Origin of the sequence: Spongiactinospora sp. 9N601 (assembly GCF_044326295.1) — a bacterium.
GTDB classification, from domain to species: domain Bacteria; phylum Actinomycetota; class Actinomycetes; order Streptosporangiales; family Streptosporangiaceae; genus Spongiactinospora; species Spongiactinospora gelatinilytica.
Map to the genome: position 1 here is coordinate 164,580 of NZ_JBIRBB010000005.1, position 18,400 is coordinate 182,979.

General features: G+C 69.8%; 23 protein-coding genes. 8 read left to right on the top strand and 15 right to left on the bottom strand.

Going from position 1 to position 18,400, the window contains the following annotated elements:
• The first annotated feature begins 475 nt into the window (after window positions 1-475).
• The 4 genes from ACH34R_RS13105 (at window position 476) to ACH34R_RS13120 (ending at window position 2,084) form a co-directional block, all read left to right on the top strand.
• On the top strand, window positions 476-1,165 hold the full coding sequence (locus ACH34R_RS13105; protein WP_397561646.1) for a maleylpyruvate isomerase family mycothiol-dependent enzyme: 690 nt from the start codon (window positions 476-478) through the stop codon (window positions 1,163-1,165).
• A gap of 40 nt (window positions 1,166-1,205) precedes the next feature.
• Window positions 1,206-1,442: a ribbon-helix-helix domain-containing protein gene (locus tag ACH34R_RS13110; protein WP_397561647.1), complete on the top strand. Its 237-nt coding sequence runs from the start codon at window positions 1,206-1,208 to the stop codon at window positions 1,440-1,442.
• The gene (locus tag ACH34R_RS13115) at window positions 1,429-1,776 is read left to right on the top strand and encodes a type II toxin-antitoxin system PemK/MazF family toxin (protein WP_397561648.1); all 348 of its coding nucleotides are present in this window, start codon (window positions 1,429-1,431) and stop codon (window positions 1,774-1,776) included. The genes ACH34R_RS13110 and ACH34R_RS13115 overlap by 14 nt, the downstream gene beginning before the upstream one ends.
• Window positions 1,777-1,850: 74 nt before the next feature.
• The gene (locus tag ACH34R_RS13120; RefSeq protein ID WP_397561649.1) at window positions 1,851-2,084 is read left to right on the top strand and encodes a hypothetical protein; all 234 of its coding nucleotides are present in this window, start codon (window positions 1,851-1,853) and stop codon (window positions 2,082-2,084) included.
• 51 nt (window positions 2,085-2,135) lie between these two features.
• Here ACH34R_RS13120 and ACH34R_RS13125 read toward each other — a convergent pair whose 3' ends face one another.
• The 3 genes from ACH34R_RS13125 to ACH34R_RS13135 are packed head-to-tail and all read right to left on the bottom strand — an operon-like array spanning window position 2,136 to window position 5,169.
• Complete coding sequence (locus ACH34R_RS13125; protein ID WP_397561650.1) at window positions 2,136-2,975, bottom strand: carbohydrate ABC transporter permease; 840 nt, start codon at window positions 2,973-2,975, stop codon at window positions 2,136-2,138.
• A complete protein-coding gene (locus ACH34R_RS13130; protein WP_397561651.1) occupies window positions 2,972-3,910 on the bottom strand; it encodes a carbohydrate ABC transporter permease in 939 nt (312 codons plus the stop codon). Before ACH34R_RS13130 ends, ACH34R_RS13125 begins: the two co-directional genes overlap by 4 nt.
• Window positions 3,907-5,169 (bottom strand): extracellular solute-binding protein, encoded by a 1,263-nt coding sequence (locus ACH34R_RS13135; protein ID WP_397561652.1) that lies wholly within the window; start codon window positions 5,167-5,169, stop codon window positions 3,907-3,909. Before ACH34R_RS13135 ends, ACH34R_RS13130 begins: the two co-directional genes overlap by 4 nt.
• A gap of 134 nt (window positions 5,170-5,303) precedes the next feature.
• On the opposite strand from ACH34R_RS13135, the gene ACH34R_RS13140 reads away from it, so the two are divergent.
• Complete coding sequence (locus ACH34R_RS13140; RefSeq protein ID WP_397561653.1) at window positions 5,304-6,086, top strand: IclR family transcriptional regulator; 783 nt, start codon at window positions 5,304-5,306, stop codon at window positions 6,084-6,086.
• Here ACH34R_RS13140 and ACH34R_RS13145 read toward each other — a convergent pair.
• Window positions 6,069-6,455: a winged helix-turn-helix transcriptional regulator gene (locus ACH34R_RS13145; RefSeq protein ID WP_397561654.1), complete on the bottom strand. Its 387-nt coding sequence runs from the start codon at window positions 6,453-6,455 to the stop codon at window positions 6,069-6,071. The two genes, ACH34R_RS13140 and ACH34R_RS13145, sit on opposite strands and share 18 nt — an antisense overlap.
• A gap of 88 nt (window positions 6,456-6,543) precedes the next feature.
• Here ACH34R_RS13145 and ACH34R_RS13150 point away from each other — a divergent pair, with 88 nt between their 5' ends.
• Complete coding sequence (locus ACH34R_RS13150; protein WP_397561655.1) at window positions 6,544-7,512, top strand: zinc-binding dehydrogenase; 969 nt, start codon at window positions 6,544-6,546, stop codon at window positions 7,510-7,512.
• Between the two features lie 13 nt (window positions 7,513-7,525).
• Here the strand turns inward: ACH34R_RS13150 and ACH34R_RS13155 are convergent, their stop codons facing one another.
• From ACH34R_RS13155 to ACH34R_RS13170, 4 genes are all read right to left on the bottom strand, one after another.
• Window positions 7,526-8,176, bottom strand: coding sequence for an HAD family hydrolase (locus ACH34R_RS13155; RefSeq protein WP_397561656.1), 651 nt, complete (start codon window positions 8,174-8,176; stop codon window positions 7,526-7,528).
• Between the two features lie 37 nt (window positions 8,177-8,213).
• Window positions 8,214-9,137 carry a helix-turn-helix domain-containing protein gene (locus tag ACH34R_RS13160; RefSeq protein ID WP_397561657.1) on the bottom strand — a complete coding sequence of 308 codons (924 nt, stop codon included), beginning with the start codon at window positions 9,135-9,137 and terminating at the stop codon, window positions 8,214-8,216.
• Window positions 9,138-9,316: 179 nt separating this feature from the next.
• Complete coding sequence (locus tag ACH34R_RS13165) at window positions 9,317-9,529, bottom strand: DUF397 domain-containing protein (protein ID WP_397561658.1); 213 nt, start codon at window positions 9,527-9,529, stop codon at window positions 9,317-9,319.
• Window positions 9,517-10,356, bottom strand: coding sequence for a Scr1 family TA system antitoxin-like transcriptional regulator (locus tag ACH34R_RS13170; RefSeq protein ID WP_397561659.1), 840 nt, complete (start codon window positions 10,354-10,356; stop codon window positions 9,517-9,519). The genes ACH34R_RS13165 and ACH34R_RS13170 overlap by 13 nt, the downstream gene beginning before the upstream one ends.
• Window positions 10,357-10,568: 212 nt before the next feature.
• Here ACH34R_RS13170 and ACH34R_RS13175 point away from each other — a divergent pair, with 212 nt between their 5' ends.
• Complete coding sequence (locus tag ACH34R_RS13175) at window positions 10,569-11,021, top strand: ATP-binding protein (RefSeq protein WP_397561660.1); 453 nt, start codon at window positions 10,569-10,571, stop codon at window positions 11,019-11,021.
• 11 nt (window positions 11,022-11,032) lie between these two features.
• Here ACH34R_RS13175 and ACH34R_RS13180 read toward each other — a convergent pair whose 3' ends face one another.
• The 4 genes from ACH34R_RS13180 to ACH34R_RS13195 form a co-directional block, all read right to left on the bottom strand.
• Window positions 11,033-11,572, bottom strand: coding sequence for a hypothetical protein (locus ACH34R_RS13180; RefSeq protein WP_397561661.1), 540 nt, complete (start codon window positions 11,570-11,572; stop codon window positions 11,033-11,035).
• Window positions 11,573-11,837: 265 nt separating this feature from the next.
• Window positions 11,838-13,343, bottom strand: coding sequence for an N-acetylmuramoyl-L-alanine amidase (locus ACH34R_RS13185; RefSeq protein ID WP_397561662.1), 1,506 nt, complete (start codon window positions 13,341-13,343; stop codon window positions 11,838-11,840).
• 101 nt (window positions 13,344-13,444) lie between these two features.
• A complete protein-coding gene (locus ACH34R_RS13190) occupies window positions 13,445-13,915 on the bottom strand; it encodes a Clp protease N-terminal domain-containing protein (RefSeq protein ID WP_397561663.1) in 471 nt (156 codons plus the stop codon).
• An 8-nt stretch (window positions 13,916-13,923) separates the two neighbouring features.
• Window positions 13,924-14,127, bottom strand: coding sequence for a helix-turn-helix domain-containing protein (locus ACH34R_RS13195; protein ID WP_397561664.1), 204 nt, complete (start codon window positions 14,125-14,127; stop codon window positions 13,924-13,926).
• 74 nt (window positions 14,128-14,201) lie between these two features.
• Here ACH34R_RS13195 and ACH34R_RS13200 point away from each other — a divergent pair, with 74 nt between their 5' ends.
• Window positions 14,202-15,770: an FAD-dependent oxidoreductase gene (locus ACH34R_RS13200; RefSeq protein ID WP_397561665.1), complete on the top strand. Its 1,569-nt coding sequence runs from the start codon at window positions 14,202-14,204 to the stop codon at window positions 15,768-15,770.
• Here ACH34R_RS13200 and ACH34R_RS13205 read toward each other — a convergent pair.
• From ACH34R_RS13205 to ACH34R_RS13215, 3 genes are all read right to left on the bottom strand, one after another.
• A complete protein-coding gene (locus ACH34R_RS13205; protein ID WP_397561666.1) occupies window positions 15,730-16,686 on the bottom strand; it encodes a hypothetical protein in 957 nt (318 codons plus the stop codon). The genes ACH34R_RS13200 and ACH34R_RS13205 overlap by 41 nt on opposite strands.
• Window positions 16,683-17,021, bottom strand: coding sequence for a PadR family transcriptional regulator (locus ACH34R_RS13210; RefSeq protein WP_233507991.1), 339 nt, complete (start codon window positions 17,019-17,021; stop codon window positions 16,683-16,685). The genes ACH34R_RS13205 and ACH34R_RS13210 overlap by 4 nt, the downstream gene beginning before the upstream one ends.
• A gap of 122 nt (window positions 17,022-17,143) precedes the next feature.
• Window positions 17,144-18,208: a trypsin-like serine peptidase gene (locus ACH34R_RS13215; RefSeq protein ID WP_397561667.1), complete on the bottom strand. Its 1,065-nt coding sequence runs from the start codon at window positions 18,206-18,208 to the stop codon at window positions 17,144-17,146.
• Window positions 18,209-18,400: the final 192 nt, after the last annotated feature.

Here is an 18,400-nt window from a genome sequence, read left to right on the forward strand (position 1 = left end):
GGGTCGGCTGAGCATCGACCGAAGAATCAGGAGTTCTAGAGCCGACCACATCGACCCACTGGCCGTCAATCGGAAGCTGACAACCCGATCGGCCGATCACGAGGCGCAGGACCTGCCCTTTTGGCGGTCACTTGAGGGGTATATCCGTTATATATGGACGGCCAGGATGTCCAGTAAATTATGAAATATAGGACGGGCCCGCCGGGCCGCCGGTGGTGGCCCACCTCCCCGAGCAGGCGGTCCACCTCCGTCACGGTGGGTCGCGAAACGCTCACGCATTTGTCACCCCGGCTGTTCGGGTGCGAATTCCCGGCCTTTTCCGAGGGGTCGGACAATCGCCGCCCGAGGCGCGGTGGAAGAATTGTCGGCGATATGATTTGTCTCACATGGTGATACAGGTCATGGTCGCCAGGTGATACCGACAGCAGGCCAGATACCGTCATACCGACACTGCACCGATGACAGGAGACCCACGATGGTCGAAACCGGACAGGCACTCCGCTGGGTGGAGGAAGGGCAGCGGCTCTTCGAGGAGCAGGTCGCCACCGCCGACCTCACCGAGCCCTCGCTGCTGCCCGGCTGGACCCGCGCCCACGTCGCCGGGCACGTGGCGGGGTCCGCCGACGCGCTCGGCCGGCTGCTGACCGGGGCCCGCACCGGCGTCGAGGCGCCCATGTACACCAGCGACGAGTCCCGCGCCGCCGACATCGAGCGCCGCGCCGCCACGCAGACTCCGAAGGAGCTGTACGACGAGACGGTGGCGTCCGGCAGGCGCTTCGCCGAGGAGTTCGCCGCGCTGCCGGAGTCCGCCTGGTCCACGCAGATCCGGCACCGGACCGGCATCGTGTTCGCCGCGAGCGACATCCCCTGGCTCCGGGCCCGCGAGGTGTGGATCCACAGCGTCGACCTGGACACCGGGATCGGCTTCGACGCCTTCCCCGCCGGCTTCGTCGACGCCCTGCTCGACGACGTCAGCCGCGACCTGGCCCGCCACGACGGCTGCCCGGCCGTCACCCTCGCCCCGGACGACCGCCCCCGCACCTGGCAGATCGCCGGCACCGGCCCCGCCCACACCGCCACCGGCCCGGCCGCCGACCTCCTCGCCTGGACCCTCGGCCGCCGCCCCGCCCCCGCCGACCTCCCCACCCTCCCCGCCTGGCTCTGACGGTAGCCAAGGAGGTAGTACCAGAGGTAGCATCAGAGGTGTGATTGTGAAGCTGAGCGTCAGCCTCCCCGAGGAGGATGTGGAGTTCCTCGACGACTACATCTCGCAGAGCAACGCCTCGTCCCGCTCCGCCGCCCTCCACCACGCGGTCGACATGCTGCGCATGGCCCGCCTGGAAGACGCGTACACGAGCGCCTTCGCGGAATGGGACGACGGCGACGACGCCGCGTTGTGGGACTCGGCGAGCGGAGACGGGCTGGCCGATGCGCCGAGGTGACGTCTACTGGGTCGAGTTCGACCCGGTGCAGGGTTCGGAAACGGACAAGTCCCGTCCCGCTGTCGTGGTCAGCAATGACGCCGCCAACCGGTCTGCCGAGATCGGCGGCAGGGGTGTTGTCACCGTGGTGCCGATCACGTCGAACATCCGGCGTGTGCTCCCGTTCCAGGTACTCATTCCCGCACGTACGTGTGGCCTGCGGGCCGATTCCAAGGCGCAGGCCGAGCAGGTACGGGCGGTGTCGCCGCAGCGGATCCGCGACCGGATCGGGCGGCTCACACCGCGCGAGCTGAAGATGCTCGACGGTGCGCTACGGCTGCATCTTGGTCTGTAGGCGGCGTGGGCTAGGCGGGCCGGGGGTGGGTAGGGGAGGTCTGATGTGGCAGGGCTAGAGAGGGGAAGGGTCCGATGTCCACCGAAGACCCGCGGGACAGGTTGCGTCAGATCGATGACGATCTCGCGCGGTTGCGCGATGACCTGGGGAGCGGCGTCGACGGCCCGAAGGACGCGGCGGACGACGCGTCCGCGCTGAGCCAGCGGGAGGAGCACAACGCGCTGATCGAGGCGCTGGAGTCGGAGCGGGCGCGGATCGTGCGGCAGCTCGGCGAGGGTGAGGGCAGGCGGGGTGAGGGGTCCTCATGAGCGTGCCACCCCCAGGCAGGCCCATGAGGACGCTTTCCCCACCGGGCGGCGTCAGTCCTTGACCGCGCCGCCGAGTCCGGCGACCAGCCTGCGCTGCACCGCCACGAAGAAGATCAGTACCGGGATCGTCATCAGGGTCGAGGCGGCCATGATGCCGCCCCAGTCGTTCTCGTCCGGTTTGAAGAAGACCAGGAGGGCGGCCGGCAGGGTCTGGTTGTCCTTGGCGGAGATGATGAAGGTCCTGGCGAAGATGAAGTCGTTCCAGGCCGTGATGAAGGAGAACACGCTGGTGGCGATCAGGCCGGGGGCGACCAGCGGGAACAGGATGCGCCACAGTACGACCGGCCGGCTCGCGCCGTCGATCATGGCGGCCTCCTCCAGGGCCTCCGGCACGGCCGCCACGAAGCCGCGCATCATCCAGATCGCGAACGGCAGCGAGAACGCCAGATGGACGAGCACCAGCGAGCCCAGCGTGTTCAGCCCGACGCCGGGCACCGCCGTACCGATGTCGCGCACCAGGAAGAACAGCGGGATGGTCAGCGCCTCCACCGGCACCATCTGGGCCACCAGGAACATGATCAGCACGGTGGTCCTGAACCTGAACGTGAACCGGGTGACCGCCACCGCCGCCAGGAACGCCACCAGGGCCGAAAGTGCCACCACGGCGAGCGCCACGATGAGGCTGTTGAGCAGGTAGCGGGCGAAGTTCTCGCCGCCGAGCACCCGCTGGAAGTGCTCCAGGGTGGGGGCCAGCGTCCAGGGACGCACCTGGAGCGACTGGATCTCCCCCGCGGGCTTCAGCGCGGAGAGCGCCATCCAGTAGATCGGGAAGAACGTGACCACGGCGGCGACGATCGCCACCGTGTTGGCGGCCAAGCGGGCCCGCTTCACAGCCGCTCCCCCGTCCGGTACAGCGCACGGATGTAGAACATGGTGATGACCAGCAGGATCAGGGTCATGACCACGCCGATGGCCGAGCCGAGACCGTACTCCGAGGAACCGAACGCGGTCTGGTAGGCGTAGACGTTGAGCACGGAGTTCTGCAGGGCGATGCCGCCTCCGTTGGTCATCACGTAGATCTGCGTGAAGATCTTGAAGTCCCAGATGATCGACTGGATGACCACGATGGTGACCAGCGGGCGCAGCATCGGCAGGATGATCCGCCAGAACGACTGCCACTCCGACGCGCCGTCCAGCCAGGCGGCCTCGCGCACCGAGTGCGGGATGGCCTGGATGCCCGCGTACAGCGTGACCATGACCAGCGGGAACGAATGCCACACCACGGTCGCGCCGATCACCCCGAAGGCGACCCACTTGTCGTAGAACCAGTTGAAGCCGTCCAGCCCGAGCACCTGGTTGACCAGGCCGAGGTCGGCGTCGAACAGGAACATCCACACCGTGGACCCGGTCATCGCCGGGGCCGCCCAGGCCGCCATCGCGGCCAGCGACAGCAGCAGCCGCGGCCACCGTCCCGCGCGGGTCAGCACCACGGCGAGGGTCGCGCCGACGGCGAGCGTGACGACCACCAGCGCCACGGCGAAGACGAGCGTCTGGAGGAGGATGGACCAGAACCGCTCGTCGCCGAACAGCGTGGCGTAGTTGCCGAGGCCGATGAACCTCGTCGGCTCACCGCCGCTGACCTGGGCCTGCCGGTAGTCGAAGACCGACAGCAGGCCCAGCATGTAGATCGGGTAGCCGAACAGCGGCACGAGCACCGCGGCTGCGGGCAGCAGGTAGAGCAGGGGCCGCCCGCGGCCCCGCCGGGTCGCCCGGGGCCGGGCGTGCCGTACACGCCCGGCGAGCGGCGCTGCGGGGGTGTGGGTCATGACCGTCCGAACGCGGCGTTCACCGCCGTTGCCGCCTCTTCGGTCGCCTCTTCGACGCTCGACTGCTTGGTCGCGATCTTCTGGAGCATCGTGGGGATGACCTTCTGGTTGTCGATCTTCACCCAGGCCGGGTCGATCGGCACGAACTTGGTGCCCGCCGCCACGGTGTCCAGGAACGGCTTGAGGAAGGGGTCCTTGGCGGCCAGTTCCTCGCGCGCCGTGCTGAGCGTCGGCAGGTTGCCCATCGCCTCGTACATCTTGAGCTGGTAGGACTTGCCGGACAGCAACTGGAGGAACTTCACCGCGAGCGACCGGTGCTTGCTGCTCTTCATCACGCCCAGGTTGTTGCCGCCCGCGAAGGCCGGCGCGACCGAGCCGGGCTCGGCGCCGGGCAGCGGCATGACCTCGTACTTGCCGGCGGCAGCGCCCGCGTCCACCGCCGAGCGGTTGAAGTTGCCGAGGATGCCCATCGCCGCCTTGCCGCTGGCGAACAGTTCGACGGTCTTGCCGCCGGTCAGGCTGGCACACGCCTGCGGCGGGCAGACGTCGTCGCTGAGCAGGTCGGTGTAGGCCTGGACGCCCTTGCGGGACTCGGGGGAGTTCAGTTTCTCGATGTCGCCGCCGGCGTCCCAGACGAAGGGCAGTGCGCCGAAGGTGTACTCGCCGCCCACCGCGATGCCGTACAGATCGGGCTTCTTCTCACGGATCGTGCGCGCCGCCTTGGTGAGGTCCGCGATGGACTTCGGCGGGTCCAGCTTCAGTTCCTTGAAGACGTCGGTGCGGTAGTAGAGCGAGCGGATGCCGATGAACCACGGCACGCCGTACAGCTTGCCGTCCACGGTCGCGGACTGGAACAGGTCGGCGGAGATGTCCCCGCGCTCGGACCAGTTCGCGAGGTCGGGGCCGAGGTCGGCGAAACCGCCCGCCGCGGCGTACTCGGCGAGGTCGGTGTTGCCGTACTCGGCGACGTCGGGGGCGCTCGCCGGGTCGTTGAAGGCGCCCTTGAACCTCTCGTGCCGGGCCGGGGTGGTCGGGATGTAGGTGACCTCGACCGAGGTCCCGGCGTTGGCGGCGGTGAACTCTGCGATGGCCTCCTTGACGACCTTCTCCTTGGGCGCCCGGTTGGGCTCGTCGAAGAGCCACACGCGCAGGGTGCCCGACTTCTCATCACCACCGGTCGCGGTCGGGGCGGTGGACGGCGCGCAGGCCGCCAGCATCACCAGAGCCGCGCCGGTCACGGCCAAGTTAAGAATCTTCACTAAAACCTCCCGATGGCGGCAGACCCTAAGAGCGCGTCCACAGCACCGGAAGAGCACGACCGGTTTGTTCTGCATTGCACAACGATGTTGTGCATACGTGACTTTGCCGGGAACCGCTCCTACCTTCTGAACCGGTGACGAACGAAACCCCCGCCGAGCGCAACCGGTCGGCCTCACTGCGGCGGGCGCTCGCCGTACTTGAGCACGTCCGCGACCACGCGGGAGCCGATCTGTCGCTGACCCGGCTCGCCGAGGCGGTCGGGCTGCCGAAGAGCACGGTGCTCAGGCTGACCACGCCGCTGCTGGAGGCGGGCCTGTTGGTGCGCGACCGCAGGAGCGGGGCCTACCGGCTGGGGCCCGCCGCGCTGCACCTCGGCCAGGCGTACCTCGCCAGGCTGGACCTGCGCACGGTCGCCGCGGAGGAGTCGCACCGGCTGATGCTGGAGGTGAGCGAGACCGTCCACCTGGTGGTCTACGACCCGCCGGACGTGGTCTACATCGACAAGGTGGAGAACGCCACCAACGTGCGGATGGCCTCGCGGATCGGCAGCCGCGCGCCCGTGTACTGCACCGCGGTCGGCAAGGCGATCCTGGCCTGGCAGCCCGACCATGTGGTGGATGACGTCGTGGCGGCCGGGATGCCCCCGGTGACGAAGTACACGATCACCGACGGCGCGAGCCTGCGCGCCGAACTGGGCCGGATCAGGCAGCGCGGCTACTCGGTGGACGACCGGGAGAACGAGCCGGAGGTGCGGTGTGTCGGCGCGCCCATCTTCAACCAGGCCAACATGGTGACCTCGGCCATCTCGGTCTCCGGGCTGACCTCGCGGATCACCGCGGCGCGGGTGCGCACGCTCGGGCCGCAGGTGGCCGAGGCCGCGCTGCGGATCTCCAGGAAGTTAGGCTCCACCCGCTGAGGGGGTCTCGCGGTCGTACGCCGCGCGGGCGCGGAGCAGGTCTTCCAGGTGCGCGTCGACCCACGCCCGGCACGCCGCGATCGGCCCGAACATGGTGCGCCCCAGGTCGGTCAGCTCGTACTCCACCCGGGGCGGGATCTCCGGATAGACCGTGCGGGTGACCATGCCGTCGCGCTCCAGGGCGCGCAGCGTCTGGGTGAGCACCTTCGGGGTGACGCCCCGCATCGGCACCCGCAGCTCGGAGAACCGGCGCGGGCCGTGCTCCAGGCACACGATCACCATGGCGGCCCATTTGTCGCCGATCCGGATCGGCATCGCGCTGGACGGGCACGCCGGATCGAACATCTCCGGATCGAGTGGCTCCTTCACCTGCCCGATGGTAAGTAAGTATCGTTGAAGTAACAAGTACCTTCTGGATACCGTCTCCGACGAGTCGATACGTCAGGAGGCGGACGAAATGCGTGCCATTCGTTTTCATGGGTACGGCCCGGCCGAAGTGCTCCGGTTGGAGGAGGTCCCCGATCCGGTCGCCGGGCCGGGCGAGGTGCTGGTCCGGGTGGAGGCAGCCGGGATCAGCCACGTCGAGACCCAGATCCGGGCGGGCCTGATGCCCGGGGTGGCGCTGCCGCTGCCGTTCACGCCGGGGTTCGAGCTCGCCGGGACGGTGGTGGCCACCGGCCCGGACACCGACCCGGAGTGGACCGGCAGGCGGGTGCTGGCCCTCACCCCGGGCGGCGGCGGTTACGCCGAGCTGGCCGCGATCCCTGCGGGGTCGCTGCACCCGCTGCCCGCCGGCCTGGACCCGCACGCCGGGCTCGCGCTGCTCTCCTCGGGGGTCGCCGCCGTCGGCGCGTTCGCCGCGGGCGAGGTCGGGCCGGGTGAGACGGTACTCGTCGAGGCCGCCGCGGGCGGGGTGGGCGGGCTGCTCACGCAGCTCGCCAAGCAGGCCGGGGCCCGGGTGATCGCCGCCGCGCGCGGCGCGCGCAAGCTGACCGCGGCCAAGGCCAACGGCGCGGACGCCGTGGTGGACTACGGGCTGCCCGGCTGGGGCGACGCGGTACGCGAGGCGGCCGGCGGTGAGGTCCAGGTGGTCTTCGAGACCGTGGGCGGGGAGATCGCGCGGACGGCGTTCGGCCTGCTCGCGACCGGCACCGGCCGGATGGTCCTCTACGGTACGGCCGGCGGCACGCCCCCCGCGTTCGACGTGGCGGACATCCTCCAGCGTGGGCTCACGGTCCGCGGGTTCGCCTCGGTGCTGCTGCCTCCGGAGGAGATCGCCGCGCTGCTCGGCCAGGTCTTCGAGCACGCCGCGGCGGGGCGGCTGCGGCCGGTGGCCGGGGCGGTGTTCCCGCTGGCCGAGGCCGCCGCCGCGCATCGCGCCCACGACGAGCGGACGACCATCGGCAAGACGATCCTCACGCCCTGACCTGTTCTCCGGCTCAGAGCGCGGCGATCAGGGCGGGCAGCTCGCGCATGTCGGTGAACACGATGGTGTCCTGGCCTTCCAGCCGGGCCGCGGGGGTGAGCCCGCCGGCGTATCCGAAGGAGCGCATGCCCGCGGCGCGGGCCGCCTCGACACCGAAGCGGCTGTCCTCGACCACCACGCAGCGCGCTGGTTCGACGCCCGAGCGCCGCGCCGCGTACAGGAACAGGTCGGGCGCGGGCTTGCCGTGCGGGACCTCGGTACCGCTGAAGATCCGGCCCTCGAAGCGCGCGTACAGCCCGGTCTTCCCGAGGGTCCTGCGCATCTTCGCGTGGCTGCCGCTGGAGGCGACGCAGGTGGGCAGGGTGATCGCGTCCAGCGCCTCGACGATGCCGGCGACCGGGGTCAGCTCGGCCTCCACCGCCTCCCAGTAGAGCCGCATGAAGCGCTTCTCGACCTCCGCGGTCACCTCGCCGCCCAGCCGTTCCTCGGTCAGCTCGTTGATCGACTTGCTGGTCCGGCCCATGAACAACTCGACGACCTCGGCTTCGGTGAGCGGCCAGCCGAGTTCGTTGAGGATCGCCGTGTGCACCCGCGTGGCGATGTGCTCGCTGTCCACGAGCACGCCGTCGCAGTCGAAAATCACCAATTCCACTGGTTCACTCACCAGTGCACGCTATCGGGTGGAGTGCGGCGTTATGAGGTTAGGTGTCCTTTAGGATGCGGCGCAGGATGTCGGGCGTCTCGACGGCCGGGGCGGCCTCCGTGGCCAGGCGGTTCATCACGTGCGTGTAGTGCGCGACGTCCGCCGGGCGGTCGGGGTAGGTGGCGCTCGCCAGTTGCTCGAGGTAGACGACATCGGGCAGGTCGCGCTCGGGCAGCCGCAGGATGGTCACCGGCCCGCCGGACGCCGCGTGACCGCCGGCGCTGAACGGCAGGATCTGGATGGTGACGTGCGGCAGCCCGGCCGCCTCGATCAGATGCCGTACCTGGGCGCGCATCACGGTGGAGCCACCGATCGGACGACGCAGCACGGCCTCGTCGAGCACCGCCCAGAGCCGCGGCGGGTGCGCGGCGTGCAGGATCTGCTGACGGCCCATCCGAAGTTCGACACCGCGGTCGATGCGGGCCTGGGAGACGAAGATGTCACCGAGCGCGATGACGGCCCGGGCGTAGTCGGCGGTCTGGAGCAGACCGGGCACGAACTGCACCTCATAGGTGCGGATCAGGCTGGCCGCCTGTTCGAGCCCGAGGTAGGCGTGCAGCCAGTGCGGCGTCACGTCGGAGTACGCGCTCCACCAGCCGGGGGTGTTGGCGTGCTGGGCCAGTTCGAGCAGGGTGGCCCGCTCGGGCTCATCGGTCACGCCATAGAGGGTGAGCAGGTCGGCCACATCCCGGATCTTGCACCCGATCCGGGCCAGCTCCAACCGGCTGATCTTAGAATGTGACGAGCGGATCGCATCGCCGGCCTCTTCCCGGGAGATCCCCCGAGTCTCTCGCAGCGCCCGCAGACGCGCGCCTAAGATCATGCGCGGCACCATGGGCCCGGCGTGCCGCCGCCCACGGTCAAGCGCCGCATCCAGATACTCCGCGGTCTCCAAGTCGGTCACTCCCCAGTCGGCGATCATTACGGACCCTCCAAGCCTCTCACTTGACAGGTGCGATGCACAGCGGGATGACATTCTTGACAATTTTCGCAACTCCGACATCCGTCAATCCACCGATGCGCCGATCTTGGTTAGCCCTCCAGACATGCGACAGGGGTGTCAAGGCCGATCGCTTGACACCCCTGTCGCAGTGTTACGGACTAACCGAATTCACCGGCCTTCACCCGCCCGAGGAACACCCGCCATTCCGCGGAGGAGAAGCACAGGGTCGGCCCAGCGGAATCCTTACTGTCACGCACGCCGACTAGGCCACCGAGGTCGGTTGCCACCTCAACACAGTTCCCTCCACTGCCGCCACTGTGGGAACTCTTCCGCCACCCGGCACCCGTGAGATTCGCGCCTACTGCCGCCATCGACCTCGGGCCTCCTCGATCAGCCTGAGTGAATCATCTGGGCGATGCGCTTCCGCCCGCAGTCTGTCATACCGGCGCGAAACAGCCGATACAAGTTCAGCGTTGACGCTCACCATGCCCTCCCCGGCGGATTCGATGGATACTGCGGTCTGGCCTCCGTCGAGTTGCGCGATGATGAAACCGCTCATCATCCCGGCGGTCGTCGTGGTGCCAAAGGGCACGACCTGAATGGTGATGTTCGGTCGCTCGGCCAGCTCCAGCAACCGGTCGAGCTGGGCTGCCATGATGGCCGGCGTGCCGATCAATCGCCGGATCACCCCTTCGTCGATGAGAACCCACAGTTCCGGCGGATCATCGCGATCCAATATCAATTGGCGGGCCTTTCGAGCTGCGACACGATCAGCGACGTCCCTGGGGCGAGTGAGATCGCCTGCTATGACCGCGCGCGCGTAGTCATCCGTTTGAAGCAGGCCAGGGATCAGAAGCGGATCCCACGAGCGCAACGTATGGGCCCCGGGCTCGAACTCGTCGATCCATCTCGCGTACCATTCCGGTCCACTGGTCAGGGGCTCGCCGATGCCTCTCGCCAGCCGGGTGAAGAACTGATTCAGCCCGAACAGCCGATCAAGCCCTCGCGCGAAATCCGGTTGTGGTACTCGGGTGGCCCGCTCGACACTGGAAACCAGGCTTGCCGAACATCCATACACCCGGCCGACCCGCGTCTGAGACAGCCCCGCATCCTTACGGACCCTGCGCAATTCACGACCGAACCGCTTTTCCGGCGTTTCGGGGCCATGGGGGGATTTTCCGTCACTTCGCCCTCCCATCCATGACAGACGGCACCCCATAAATAACACAGAGTCACACCGACAGATACACACTTCCAGAGAACTGTTCGCGGAAGTCCGCCGAAGTCTAGAGACCCGATCCGCTGACCTGCGCCAAAGTAGGCACACCGACCTCACTCGCCAAAGGACCGGACAGGCTCATGACGATAATGAGACAACCATTCTACACAGCGGGGAATGCCCCTAATGGGTTGATATGGAAGACCGTCACCCTGCCCGGCACTTCGGAGAACGCCGGTGTGGCGCGGGAATTGCTCCGGGGCCTGTGGCGTGCCAATCCCCATCTCAACTCCGGCATCCTCGACGATCTTCTCCTTATGGTGTCAGAGCTGTTCAGCAACGCGGTCCGGCACACCTCATCCGGAGAGCCGGGCGGCCGGGTGGGATTGGTCATCGCGGCGAACGAGAAATGGGTGCGGGTCGAAGTCACCGACGAGGGCTCTCGGTCCGTCCCGCGAGCGGCGGGGAAGGCGACGGAAGACGAGGCGATGGAACAAGGTGGCTGGGGCCTGGCCCTCGTCGGCATGCGTGCGGACACATGGGGCCACGGCCCGCGTGGCAATGGGCGGGTGGTCTGGTTTGAAAAGGGGTCGAATGAGGGCGCCGGTGGCCCTCTGGATCGCCGGGCCGCTTCGTGCAGGTGATCGGCCGGGGTTCAGCCCGCGAGGGCGCGTTTTTGGATGCCGCGTAGCCAGGCGCGGCGGGTGAGGCCGCTGAAGGGGCGGACCACCAGCCAGTAGAGGCGGAAGATGCGGCTGGAACGAGGGTCGGTGGGCTGGACACGCGTCTCGGTGGTCAGGATGCCGTCGGCGAAATGGAAGTTCATCGCCGCCCGATAGCCGGGCCGGTCGAAGCGGGCGTACTCCTCCAGCGGCTCGCCCTCCAGCGGTGTGATGCCGCGCAGCGAGTAGGGGGCCAGTACACCGACGACCACCTCGTCCGGCCGGCGGCCCACCACCGCGAAACCGCCGCCGGCGGCGAAACCACGGGCGGTGAGCCGGTCGAGGATCGAGGCATCGGCCGGCGGACGCGCCCGGCCGAACGACGCGAGCGTCATGAGCCCGCGGAACAGCGGCGCCTCCCCCCAGGTCACCTCTTCGACCGCGCGCATCACCGCCGCCCGCGGCGCGTCGATCGTCATCCGATGCCGCTCCCCGTGCCGCCAGGCCGGAAGTACCTCATCGATCATCGCCATCACCCGCCACCCCCGATGACGTCGCCTGCCACCCAGACTACCGATCATCGCCCCGCGAAGGGCGTTCGGGCCGCGAGTACTTTTCAACGGGCCGGGGATACGGCCGGCGCCCTGCCAGGGGGTGCCGGCCGCACCAAGAGGGGTGTGCCCGGTCAGGGGCGGGTGATGCGGATGGCGTCGGCGATCACGAGGCCGGTACCGGAGGCCCAGCGGCTCACCGCGACGACACCGTGGATACCGGCCGTGCCAAGGGGGGTGTGCCCGGTCAGGGGCGGGTGATGCGGATGGCGTCGGCGATCACGAGGCCGGTACCGGAGGCCCAGCGGCTCACGGCGACGACGTCGTGGGTACCGGCCGCCAGGGGGAAGACGCCGAGGGGGTGCCAGGTGCCGCCGCCGGCGCGTTGGTCCACGTAGACGGTCTTGTTCCCGCTCGTGGTCGCCACGATGTAGGGGGCCGATCCGTTGTAGCCGGGGTCGGCCGGGTACCAGACCTCCACCTGGTACGTCCCGGCGCTCGGGATCGTGGCGCGGAACCAGGCCGGGTCGCTCGCGGCCACCGGGTCGGCGAAGCGGTAGTCGGCGCCGTGCTTCTGACCGGAGTAGGCCGAGGTCTTCCACTCGGCGCTCGCGGTGAAGCCGCCCGCCGTGGCGTTGTCCACGGTGGTACGCCATTCGGGGGTGTCGCCGCCGGTGACGTACCGCATGTAGGTGGTCCAGTTCCAGTGCGGCCCGGGGTCGGTGTGAGTGGCGCCGGGGACCTGGTTGTGGCCGATGATGTTGGCGCGGGTCTTGGGGATGCCGTACTTGTCGCACAGGTGGCGGGTCAGCGCGGCCGAGGAGCGGTACATCGCGTCGGTGAACCAGGACGCGTCGTTGACGAACCCCTCGTGCTCGATGCCGATGGACCGGGTGTTGTGGTCCCAGTTGCCCGCGTGCCAGGCGATGTCCTTGTCGCGGACCATTTGGGTGACCTTGCCGTCGGACGACCTGATCACGTAGTGCGCGGAGACGTTGGCGCTCGGGTTCTGGAACCACGAGATCGCCCCGGCGTAGGAGCCCTGCGTCACATGGATGATCACCCGGTCGATGGCGTGGCTCGACTCGCGGTTCGCCGCGGTGTAGTTGCCGGAATCGGCGGGCACCCAGGCGGCCGGCGGGTAGTCGGCGGCGGCGAACCCGTTCCGGTCGTCGCGGGCGTTGAGGTCGCGGACGTCGGCGTACGGCCCGCGGTCGGCGATGATCTCCTGGGCGGCGACCGTGACGCCCTTCGCCGAGAAGCCGGTACCGAGCAGTTCGTAGACCGTGTCGGCGTACAGGCGGGCGACCTCGGGGGCCTTGGCGTTGCCGTACCTCGCGACCGCCGTGTACCAGCGGCCGGCGTCCTTGCGGGCGGCGGCGTCGAGCCCCGCCTGGTCGGCGTAGGAGCGGAGCACGGCCGCGCCGCCGCGGACGTTGGCGGCGGTGTCGGCGCGCAGCGCGGCCACCGGCTCGCCGGTGAGTTCGGCGGCGCGTTCGAGGGTGTGCGCGGTCGGGTTGCTGACCAGGTGCATCACCCCGTAACCGCCGCTCGCGCTGGGCTTGCCGCCATGCCCGTCGAGGTGGGTCTCGGCGTAGGCGACCGCGGCCAGCAGGTCGCGGGGCACGTCATGGGCGGCGGCGGCCTCGGCGAACGCGTCCGGAACGGGATCGGCCGAGGCGTGAGCGGCCGGGGTGAACATCGCGAGCGCCACGAATACCGCGGCGACTAATCGGGGCAGGGCGAAGGTCATGAAAGCTCCTCCATCGGGGGGTCCGACGGCGAGCACAGTATCGGCCTTTCATGACTCATGGTGATAAATAACTAAACTGGATGGTTAGTGGAAATTTTCCTTCAGACCAACCGTCCGCGTACGGCCGCGCGATCGATGCCCAGCCGGCCGATCAGCTCGGCGGCCGGGTCGGGCGGCTCGCAGGACAGCAGCGCCAGCAGCAGGTGGCCGGGCGCGGCCCGCCGGGTCCGCACGGTCGTCGCGTTCACCGCCTGACGCAGCGCGTCGCGCGCGGTCGAGGTGATCGAGGAGGGCCGCAGCGGTGGGTGCCTGGGCGGCGCGGGCGGGTGGTCCAGCAGCTCGCCGAGGTCGCCCACCTCGATGCCGAGGGCGCGCAGCGCCACCCGGTCGAGGTCGTCGAGCCCGGCGCGGGCCGTCGCGAGGTCCACCCCGAACGCCCACGCCACACCCGGCTCGTGCAGCAGCCCGAGCAGCAGGTGCTCGGTGCTCAACCGGCGGTCGCCGCGCCGCCGGGCCTCCTCCAGCGCGGCGTCGACCACCATGGCGAACGGGCTCTTGGATCGTCCCAGCATGCGGGGCCTCACTTCCCGTACTTCGCGTGCACGGACTGGCGGGACACGCCGAGCGCGTCGCCGATCTGCTCCCAGGTCCAGCCCTGCTCCCTGGCCGCCGCGACGGAATGGGCCTCGACCCGCTCGGCCAGCCGGTGCAGCGCGGTCACCGCGCGCAGCGAGACCGCCGGGTCGCCGGACCTGATGCTCTCGGAGATCCGCTCGATGTCCACGTTGTCAGGCTAGGTTGACACAGCCCGTTTTGTCAACCTAGCCTGACAGCCCCTCACCGATCTGGAGGCGAACCATGGACACCGATGTCGTGATCGTCGGCGCCGGGCCGACCGGGCTGCTGCTGGCCTGCGAACTCCGGCTGGCCGGCGTACGTCCGATCGTGCTGGAACGGCGGCCCGAGCCGTCCGGCACCCCGAAGGCCAACGGGCTGGGCGGCCAGATCGTCCGCCTGCTCGACCACCGCGGACTGCTCGCGCCGGTGCGCGAGGGCAGCCCGTACTTCGGGCAGGTGCCGACGTTCCCCTTCGCCCAGATCCCGCTGGAGCTGTCCCGGCTGGGCGATGACCTCCCGCTGGACGTCGTGCTGATCCAGCAGCCCCGACTGGAGCGGGTGCTCGCCGATCGCGCCGCCGCGCTGGACACCGAGATCAGGCGCGGTCACCGGATGACCGCCCTGTCCCAGGACGGCGAAGCCGTCACCCTGACCGTGGACGGCCCGGACGGGACCTACCGGCTGCGCGCCCGCTACGCCGTCGGCTGCGACGGCGCGAACAGCCCGGTGCGCGAGCTGGCCGGGATCGGCTTCCCCGGCACCACCGATCCCGGCGTGGTGCTGCTCGGTCACTTCCGGGCCACCGAGGCCACCGGCGACCTCTACGAGGCCCCCGACATCGAGGTGCCCGGCTACGGCCGGCTTCGGCCCGGCTGGAACCGCACCCCGCGCGGCCGGGTCACCGTCACCTCGCTGCATCCCGGCGTCCACGTGGCCGCCGTCCGGGAGAACGCCCCGCCCCCCGGCGGGTACGACGACGACGCGCCGGTGACGTTCGCCGACGTCCAGGCCGCCATGGTCCGGGTGCTCGGCGGCGAGGTGCCGCTGGGCGAGCCGATCTGGCTGTCCCGCACGACCAGCCAGGCGCGGGTGGCCGAGCGGTTCGTGGCCGGGCGGGTACTGCTGGCCGGAGACGCCGCGCACCTGTTCCCGGCGGGCGGCGCGGCGCTCAACGTGGGCATGACCGACGCGCTGAACCTCGGCTGGAAGCTGGCCGCGACGCTGCGCGGCGGCGCGCCGGAGGGACTGCTCACGTCCTACGACACCGAGCGCGGGCACGCCGCCGCACGGACCATGCTCCAGACCCGCGCCCAGGCCGAGCTGGAGCGCATGGAGGAGGCGGTGGCCGACGCCGCGATCCCCAGGTTGCTGGCCGAGCTGCTGACGTACGAGCGCCCGCTGCGGCACGTGGCCGAGCTGATGAGCGGGGCCGACGTGCGTTACGCGATGACCGGCGCGGCTCCGCACCCGCTCGCCGGGCGGGTGGTGCCCGAACTGCGGCTGACCATGCCCACAGGGGAGGAACGCGGGGTCGCCGGGCTGATGTGGGCCGCCCGCCCGGTGCTGCTCGACCTGGCCGATGACGCGGACCTGCGGCAGGTCGCCGGTCCCTGGCGGGACCGGGTGGACGTCGTCACGGCCGGATGCGCGCGACCGCCTGCGCGTGCCGTGCTGATCCGGCCGGACGGCTACGTGGCGTGGGCGGGCGACACGCCGGACGGGCTGGCCGAGGCGCTGGCGGCGTGGTTCGGTGCGGCGGGCGAGCCGGTCACGGCGACGCCGGGACCGCCCGCGCGCCCAGCGCGATGAGCGCGACCGCCCCCAGCGCCAGCGCCACGCACTGACCGGCCTGCACGGCGGTCATGGTCTGGGTGATCGGGTCGGTCCCCTGGAACAGCAGGTAATGGACCCGGGCGATCAGTATCGGGACGGCCAGGACGGCCAGCGCCAGTGAGTGGAAGGGAGAGCGGCGGGCGCCCCACGCCAGATGGACCACCGTGGCGCCGAGCAGCGCCAGGCAGGCCAGCCCCACCGGGTCGAGCCACGGCCAGACCAGCGACCACACGGACAGGTCGATCTTCGGCGCGAGGCTCGCCTTCCCGACCGTCTCCAAGGCCACCCAGGCCGGCACGCCGAGCACGGCGGGCAGCGCGACCAGCGCCCACCGCGACCGAGGCTTGGGGGCGTCGCGGTGGAACCCGGCGGCCAGGGCGAACACCGGCACCGCGTAAAGCGGGAGGGTGAGGGCCGCCGAGAGCGGGTCGCGCCACACGACGGCCAGTACAAAGACCAGGGCGACCCCCGCGAGGATCTTGGCCAAGCCCGCCCCGCCGCGGAGCAGCACGGCATACGCGGCGAACCACAACAGACCGCCCACCTCGAAGAGGACGTCGATCGGGTCGCCCATGGCCCACTGCCGGAAATCAGCGAGGCCCACGACCCCCATCATCGCGTGGTAGAACAGCCCGAACACCGCCACCTGCCTGACCACCCGGCCCCAGAGCAGGTAACGGGGCGGCGCGCCCGGCCCGCCCAGGCGGACCCGCACGCCGAGCGCGGCCACGCTGGCGATCTCCGACCAGCGGGGCCGGGCGTTGTGCTCGTCGGTGAGCCCGGCGGATCCTTCGAGGAAGGCGGCCACCATCTCGTCCTCGCGCCCGGCGCGGTAGGCGCGCGGCAGCAGCAGGCGGAGCGTCAGCCGGTAGCGGTCTTCGAGCAGGCTCATGCCGTCCCCCATGCCTGCCGGGCCCGCAACCGGGCGCGGGCGGCCTCGGCGTGCCCGGCCAGCCGGGCCGCCTCGGCCGCGAGGGCGGCGGCGCCGGGCTCGGTGAGCCGGTAGTAGCGGCGCAGCCGGCCCTGCTGCACCTCTTCGCGCTCGAACTCGACCAGCCCGTCGTCCGTCAGCCGGTCGAGCACGCCGTACAGCGTGCCGATCTTCAACTGCACCCGGCCGCCGGAAAGCTCCTCGACCTCGCGCACGATGCCGTAGCCGTGGCGCGGCTCGCCGACCAGCGCGGTCAGAACCAGGAACGCCGGTTCGGTCATCGCTCTTCGGTTCATGAAACCACTATATCCTGGTAAGCAGGATATAGTGAGCCCCCGGGTCGAGCTTGACAGCGCGCATGACGAAGGGGCCCGGCCGATGGCCGGGCCCCTTCAGCGCGCCAAGACGCGCAATCCCTTTACCTGACCCAGGGCAGCTTCCCTGTCCACAGGTTGGAGGCGTAGCGGTAGATCGCGGCGGTCTCGCCGTCGAAGTAGGGGCTGGAGATGCGGTCGTAGCGGTTGTTGGCGTCGGTGTCGAGCGCGAGGCTCACCACACCGTTGATGTAGCCGACCCGCTTGTTGCTGCTGTACTGCTGGATGAACGGGCCGCCGGAGGAGCCGGGCGTGAAGGCGCACTTGACGGCGACGCCCTCATCGACCTTGTACTTCGGCACGGCCGGACCCGGGTAGGTCTTGCCGTAGCAGTACTTCATGGTCTCGCCGCTGTACGGCCGGTCGCCGTCAGGGTGCGACGCGGTCGGGTAGCCGAACAGGTAGACGTTCTTGCCCACCGGCTGGTTCCACGCGAAGCCCTGGCCGCCCACCTGGTCGCTGAGCCGACCGGCGTCCTCCCAGTGGCGACGACCCGGCTTCACGCCGTTGTAGACGTTGACGAACGCGTAGTCGCGGTCGTAGTCCTCGAAGTTGGCGAAGTCGTAGTGGGTGTGGAACTTCGCACCCACGTAGATGCCCCAGTTGGCCTTGCCCTCGTGGTAGCCGGGGACGAAGACGAAGTTGTCCACGGCCTGGTTGCGGTCGGTGTCGTACACGCAGTGGCCCGCGGTGGCGACCAGGTTCGCGTACTTCGACTCGATGGCCGACGCCGAGCAGTAGTACAACTGGCCGCCGACCGCGAAGAAGACCCGTCCCACGGTGGTGGGGAGGTTGACGTTCTTGGAGCGGCCCGCGGAGCGGTTGCCGGCGTCGGGGGCGATCAGGCCGGGCGAACCGTCGGCGCCGGCCTTGCGGGAGGTCTTGAACCTACCGGAGGCGTCAGAGTCCTCCGTGTAGTGCTGGGCCGCCTTGAGGCGGGCGGGCGTCCAGAACTTCGCCACCGACTGCGCGCTCTTGGCAGAGGCCAGCGAGACGGTCTTGCGGCCGGGCTTCGCCTCTGCCGTGGTGGCGAGCGACGCGCCGACCACGGCCGTGGCGAGCAGTGCGCCTCCGAGGGGGAGGGCCAGGCGCTTGGCTCGGGTGTTCAATCTTGCTCCTTCTCACATCGTCTACGGCGAACGTGGGTCAGGTCTCCTTGCGCCACGCACCGGTCGAACGTCAGGTCATGAAATGTCAAAGACAGTCCATGGCCATGGTCAAGAGACACAAGAGAAGACCGTAGCCAGATGGATGGGAGCTATGGGGCATAAGTTGTGCGAGCCCGCAGACCGTTACTGGTC

Bases quoted from the DNA above. Each gene is read 5' to 3' on its own strand.
- ACH34R_RS13105 (WP_397561646.1), top strand. From the start codon at position 476: ATGGTCGAAACCGGACAGGCACTCCGCTGGGTGGAGGAAGGGCAGCGG.
- ACH34R_RS13115 (WP_397561648.1), top strand. From the start codon at position 1,429: ATGCGCCGAGGTGACGTCTACTGGGTCGAGTTCGACCCGGTGCAGGGT.
- ACH34R_RS13120 (WP_397561649.1), top strand. From the start codon at position 1,851: ATGTCCACCGAAGACCCGCGGGACAGGTTGCGTCAGATCGATGACGAT.
- ACH34R_RS13130 (WP_397561651.1), bottom strand. From the start codon at position 3,910: ATGACCCACACCCCCGCAGCGCCGCTCGCCGGGCGTGTACGGCACGCC.
- ACH34R_RS13150 (WP_397561655.1), top strand. From the start codon at position 6,544: ATGCGTGCCATTCGTTTTCATGGGTACGGCCCGGCCGAAGTGCTCCGG.
- ACH34R_RS13160 (WP_397561657.1), bottom strand. From the start codon at position 9,137: ATGATCGCCGACTGGGGAGTGACCGACTTGGAGACCGCGGAGTATCTG.
- ACH34R_RS13165 (WP_397561658.1), bottom strand. From the start codon at position 9,529: ATGGCGGCAGTAGGCGCGAATCTCACGGGTGCCGGGTGGCGGAAGAGT.
- ACH34R_RS13170 (WP_397561659.1), bottom strand. From the start codon at position 10,356: ATGGGAGGGCGAAGTGACGGAAAATCCCCCCATGGCCCCGAAACGCCG.
- ACH34R_RS13180 (WP_397561661.1), bottom strand. From the start codon at position 11,572: ATGGCGATGATCGATGAGGTACTTCCGGCCTGGCGGCACGGGGAGCGG.
- ACH34R_RS13185 (WP_397561662.1), bottom strand. From the start codon at position 13,343: ATGACCTTCGCCCTGCCCCGATTAGTCGCCGCGGTATTCGTGGCGCTC.
- ACH34R_RS13190 (WP_397561663.1), bottom strand. From the start codon at position 13,915: ATGCTGGGACGATCCAAGAGCCCGTTCGCCATGGTGGTCGACGCCGCG.
- ACH34R_RS13200 (WP_397561665.1), top strand. From the start codon at position 14,202: ATGGACACCGATGTCGTGATCGTCGGCGCCGGGCCGACCGGGCTGCTG.
- ACH34R_RS13205 (WP_397561666.1), bottom strand. From the start codon at position 16,686: ATGAGCCTGCTCGAAGACCGCTACCGGCTGACGCTCCGCCTGCTGCTG.
- ACH34R_RS13210 (WP_233507991.1), bottom strand. From the start codon at position 17,021: ATGAACCGAAGAGCGATGACCGAACCGGCGTTCCTGGTTCTGACCGCG.